This is a genomic window from Thalassobacter sp. (genome assembly GCF_982993085.1).
Genome location: NZ_CEZFMW010000177.1, coordinates 1 through 4,426, shown reverse-complemented (window position 1 = coordinate 4,426; position 4,426 = coordinate 1). Strand labels below are relative to the sequence as shown.

General features: G+C 63.5%; 6 protein-coding genes and 1 riboswitch. All 6 genes read left to right on the top strand.

Going from position 1 to position 4,426, the window contains the following annotated elements; all coding sequences use genetic code 11:
- Window positions 1–80: riboswitch (TPP riboswitch) on the top strand. This riboswitch is flagged as partial in the annotation.
- A 70-nt stretch (window positions 81–150) separates the two neighbouring features.
- Window positions 151–948 carry a bifunctional hydroxymethylpyrimidine kinase/phosphomethylpyrimidine kinase gene (gene thiD / locus AC4GMC_RS17330; RefSeq protein ID WP_487876643.1) on the top strand — a complete coding sequence of 266 codons (798 nt, stop codon included), beginning with the start codon at window positions 151–153 and terminating at the stop codon, window positions 946–948.
- Window positions 949–1,947: a glycine oxidase ThiO gene (gene thiO, locus AC4GMC_RS17325; RefSeq protein WP_487876644.1), complete on the top strand. Its 999-nt coding sequence runs from the start codon at window positions 949–951 to the stop codon at window positions 1,945–1,947.
- Entirely contained in the window at window positions 1,931–2,128 is a 198-nt protein-coding gene (gene thiS / locus AC4GMC_RS17320) for a sulfur carrier protein ThiS (RefSeq protein ID WP_487878089.1), read from the top strand. Before thiO ends, thiS begins: the two co-directional genes overlap by 17 nt.
- 1 nt (window position 2,129) lies before the next feature.
- A complete protein-coding gene (locus tag AC4GMC_RS17315; protein WP_487878090.1) occupies window positions 2,130–2,903 on the top strand; it encodes a thiazole synthase in 774 nt (257 codons plus the stop codon).
- The gene (locus AC4GMC_RS17310) at window positions 2,900–3,496 is read left to right on the top strand and encodes a thiamine phosphate synthase (protein WP_487878091.1); all 597 of its coding nucleotides are present in this window, start codon (window positions 2,900–2,902) and stop codon (window positions 3,494–3,496) included. The genes AC4GMC_RS17315 and AC4GMC_RS17310 overlap by 4 nt, the downstream gene beginning before the upstream one ends.
- A partial coding sequence (locus tag AC4GMC_RS17305; protein ID WP_490391481.1) for a HesA/MoeB/ThiF family protein occupies window positions 3,493–4,426 on the top strand: 934 nt, incomplete at its 3' end. The genes AC4GMC_RS17310 and AC4GMC_RS17305, both read left to right, overlap by 4 nt.

Genomic DNA, 4,426 nt, shown 5'->3' with positions numbered 1-4,426 from the left:
ATTGGGCTGAGAGGTGCTTGCACTGACCCGTCGAACCTGATCCGGGCAATGCCGGCGTAGGGAACGGGTACATTTGGCCAGAACACAGGCCCATCACTCCCGCCTCCTGACCCGACCATAACGCCCCCAATACCTGAGGAGGCGTCGTTCATGCCCACCGCCATTGCATTGACCATCGCAGGCTCCGACAGTGGGGGCGGCGCGGGTATTCAGGCCGACCTAAAAGCGATGTCCGCGCGCGGTGTCTATGGCGCAAGTGTCATTACGGCGGTGACCGCGCAAAACACCACTTCCGTGACAGCGGTGCATGAAATACCCGCTGATGTTGTTGCGGCCCAAATCGACGCAGTCCTCAGTGATCTCGACGTTCGGGCCATCAAGCTCGGCATGCTGTTTTCGCCAGCCATCATTGATGTCGTGGCAGACCGACTCGCCGGTTTTTCGGGGGCCATCGTGTTGGACCCTGTGATGATCGCCAAATCCGGCGACGCCCTGTTGCAAGAGGCCGCTGTGGACACGCTGTTGCGCCGCCTAATGCCACTGGCCACATTGGTCACCCCCAACCTGCCCGAAGCCGCGCAAATGCTGGGCACCACACAGGCCCCAGACCATGAAACGATGGTCGCGCAATGCAAGGCCCTGCGGGATCTTGGGCCCGGTGCTGTTTTGCTAAAGGGAGGGCACGGCACCGGCGACACCTGCACTGACCTCCTCTGGAGCGATGCAGCTCCCCTCCCCCTTGAGGCTGCACGCATCGACACCCGCAACACTCACGGTACGGGCTGCACATATTCTGCCACCATCGCCGCCGAACTGGCCAAAGGAGCGACCTTGACCGACGCCGTCACAACCGCGCACGCGTATCTGCACCGTGCGATTGTGGCGTCCGACACGCTCAGCATCGGGGCGGGCCACGGTCCAGTGCACCACTTTCATGAGGTCTGGTAGATGACCGAAGTCACCGTCATTGGCGCAGGCGTCGCCGGCCTTGCCGTGACACGCGCGCTGCTGGATCGCGGTGCGCACGTGCGGCTGGTGGATCGCAACGGCCCACCCGGCGCGCATGGCTGTTCGTGGTGGGCAGGCGGCATGCTTGCTCCATTTTGTGAGGGCGAAAGCGCCGAGGAACCAGTCGTTCGCCTAGGGCAACGCGCCGCGGATTGGTGGGACAAACACACCGCTTTGGTGCAGCGCCACGGCTCCTTGGTCGTGAGTGCGGCCCGAGACCATGGCGACCTCAAGCGATTTGCCCGGCGCACAGATCATTTCCGTGAGATAACCGGCCCCGAGGTCACGGCATTAGAACCCGATCTGGGCACGCGTTTTAGCCGGGGCTTGTTTTTTGACACCGAGGCTCACCTAAGCCCGCGCGCAGCCCTTGCGGCCCTTTTCGAAAGCGTCACCCGCGACGGTGCCCATTTTGAGGTGGCCGAGGTGGACCCAAATGCATCGAACGGCCTTGTGGTGGATTGCCGGGGCTACGCTGCACGCGACGCGGTTTCAGACCTGCGCGGCGTTAAGGGTGAGATGTTGGTCTTGCACTGCCCGGACGTGGACCTGACCCGCCCGGTGCGCCTGCTGCACCCGCGTATTCCGCTGTATGTTGTGCCGCGCGGCGACGGGATCTTTATGTTGGGCGCGACCATGATCGAAAGTTCCGCCAGTGATCATGTGACCGCCCGGTCCCTGTTGGAACTTCTTAGCGCGGCCTATGCCCTGAACCCCGCCTTTGGCGAGGCCGAGGTGGTCGAGGTCGGCGTGGACCTGCGCCCCGCCTATCCCGACAATCTGCCCCGCATCCGGCGCGATGGCCCCAACGGCCAGTTGATCCGCGCCAATGGGCTGTTTCGCCACGGCTACCTGCTGGCGCCTGCCTTGGGCGAAATGGTAGCCGACGTAATTTTTGAAAACGCCACTCCGGAGATGATGGATGAAGCTATTGCTTAACGGCACCCCCCGCGAGATCGACGCACGCACGTTGACCGATGTGCTGGTCGCCGAGGGTTTGGGCACTGCCAAAGTGGCCACAGCAGTCAACGGCAGCTTTGTGCCCGCAGGGCTGCGCGCCACAACTGATCTGCGTGACGGCGACGCCGTTGAAATCGTAGCCCCAATGCAGGGAGGATAACATGCGCGCATTTTACGGCACCCACCTTTCCAATGGGTTCATGCTGGGCACGGCGCAATATCCGTCTCCCGCCATTCTGGCAGATGCATTCAAACGCTCGGGCGCGTCGGTGGCCACCGTGTCCTTGCGCCGCGAAAGCGGGCAGGACCGCGCAGGCCAAGACTTTTGGCAGATGATCCAAGGGTTGGGCGTGCATGTCCTGCCCAACACGGCCGGATGTCACACCGTCAAAGAAGCCGTCACCACCGCCCACATGGCGCGTGAAGTGTTTGATACCAAATGGATCAAGCTAGAGGTCATTGGCGAAGAGGACACTCTGCAACCGGACGTTTTTGGCCTTGTTGAGGCCGCGCGCATCCTAACCGAAGACGGGTTCCAAGTGTTCCCCTACACCACCGAAGACCTCGTGGTGGCCGACAGGCTGCTGCACGCGGGTTGCGAAGTTTTGATGCCATGGGGCGCGCCCATCGGCTCCGGCAAGGGATTGAACAACGTCTTTGGCCTGCGCGCGATGCGGGCGCATTTCCCGGACGTGCCGTTGGTGATTGACGCGGGCCTTGGCCTGCCATCACAGGCTGCGGCCGCGATGGAAATGGGCTTTGACGCGGTTCTGCTGAACACGGCAGTCGCCAAGGCCGGCGATCCGGCTGCGATGGCGATGGCCTTTGCGCAGGCCGTGTCGGCCGGCACCCTTGCGGCTGAGGCTGACCCAATGGAGCCCCGCGACATGGCCGCCCCCTCTACCCCCGTTATCGGAAAGGCGTTCCTGTCATGAGCCTGCCGCGATTTTATCCCATCTTTGACAGTGCCGATTGGATTGAACGGTTGGTGCCATTGGGCATCAAACTGGTGCAACTGCGGGTCAAGGACCGCACTACGGATGAGGTCCGCGCCGAAATCCGCCGCGCCAAAGCCACCTGCGCCGCCTATGACTGCCAGTTGGTGGTGAACGACTACTGGCAGCTCGCGATTGAGGAAGGTTGCGCGTGGCTGCACCTTGGCCAAGAGGATCTTGATACTGCTGATCTGGGCGCGATCCGCGCCGCAGGCCTGCGCCTTGGCCTTAGCACCCATGACGGGCCAGAGCGGCGGCGCGCCTTGGACTACAAGCCAGATTATCTTGCATTGGGGCCAGTTTACCCAACGATCTTAAAGCAGATGAAATGGGACCCCCAAGGCACAGAGCGATTGACCCGCTGGAAGTCAGAGATGGGCGACGTGCCCTTGGTCGCCATTGGCGGCATGAGCGTTGAGCGCGCGCCGGGGGCCTTTGCCGCCGGGGCCGATGTTGTCTCTGCGGTGACAGACATCACCCTGAACCCCAACCCGGAGGCCCGGGTCCGCGCGTGGCTTGAGGCCGCGAAATGACCCGTTACGCCCGCCAAATACAACTGCCCGCCATGGGTGCCACTGGTCAACAGCGGCTGACTGCGGCGTCGGTGTTGGTGGTGGGCGCGGGCGGGCTGGCCGCACCGGTTTTGCCACTGCTGGCGGGCGCAGGCGTTGGGCGGATCACGGTGCTGGACCCCGACACAGTTGCGCTCAGCAACTTGCACCGCCAGACCTTGTTTGCTGAGGCTGACGTGGGCGCCCCCAAGGCCACGATTGCTAACGCGCGCATGCAGGCCTTGAACAGCGACATCGAGGTCACGGCCCTACAAAAGGCCTTTGCCCCCGATATGGCCCCCGCATTGATCGCGGCCCATGACATTGTGCTGGACTGTGCTGACAGCTACGCAGCAAGCTACCTTGCGTCGGACCTATGCCTTGCGGCCGGGACGCCACTGATTTCAGCCTCCGTGTTGGGTCATGGTGGCTACGTCGGTGGCTTTTGCGGCGGCGCGCCTAGCCTGCGCGCCGTGTTTCCGGATGCGCCCGATAGCGGCGCGTCATGTGCGACGGCGGGCGTTTTGGGCCCCGTGGTGGCACAAATCGGCGCGATGCAGGCACAGATGGCACTACAGGTTCTGCTGGGTGCGGTGCCCTCACCGTTGGGCACATTGGTGCAGGTCAACACAACCGGATGGCACCATGCGCGGATGGACTTTCACAGCGCGCCGGAACCCGACCGCGCCTTTGCATTTGTCACCCCCGGCCCCGACGACCTGATCGTCGAACTGCGCCCCGAGGCTGAGGCGCCAACCCCGATCCACCCGAACGCGCGCCGCACATTACCCGATGCCCCCGACCCGCGCCGCCTTGTGTTGGCCTGTGCCACGGGCCTGCGCGCGTGGCGCACTGCAGAAGAATTCTCCAAAACGTGGCCGGGCGAAATCGCCCTCGCTGCGGCCACCACAA

Coding starts and splice junctions, on each gene's coding strand:
- thiD (WP_487876643.1), top strand. CDS start 151: ATGCCCACCGCCATTGCATTGACCATCGCAGGCTCCGACAGTGGGGGC.
- thiO (WP_487876644.1), top strand. CDS start 949: ATGACCGAAGTCACCGTCATTGGCGCAGGCGTCGCCGGCCTTGCCGTG.
- thiS (WP_487878089.1), top strand. CDS start 1,931: ATGAAGCTATTGCTTAACGGCACCCCCCGCGAGATCGACGCACGCACG.
- AC4GMC_RS17315 (WP_487878090.1), top strand. CDS start 2,130: ATGCGCGCATTTTACGGCACCCACCTTTCCAATGGGTTCATGCTGGGC.
- AC4GMC_RS17310 (WP_487878091.1), top strand. CDS start 2,900: ATGAGCCTGCCGCGATTTTATCCCATCTTTGACAGTGCCGATTGGATT.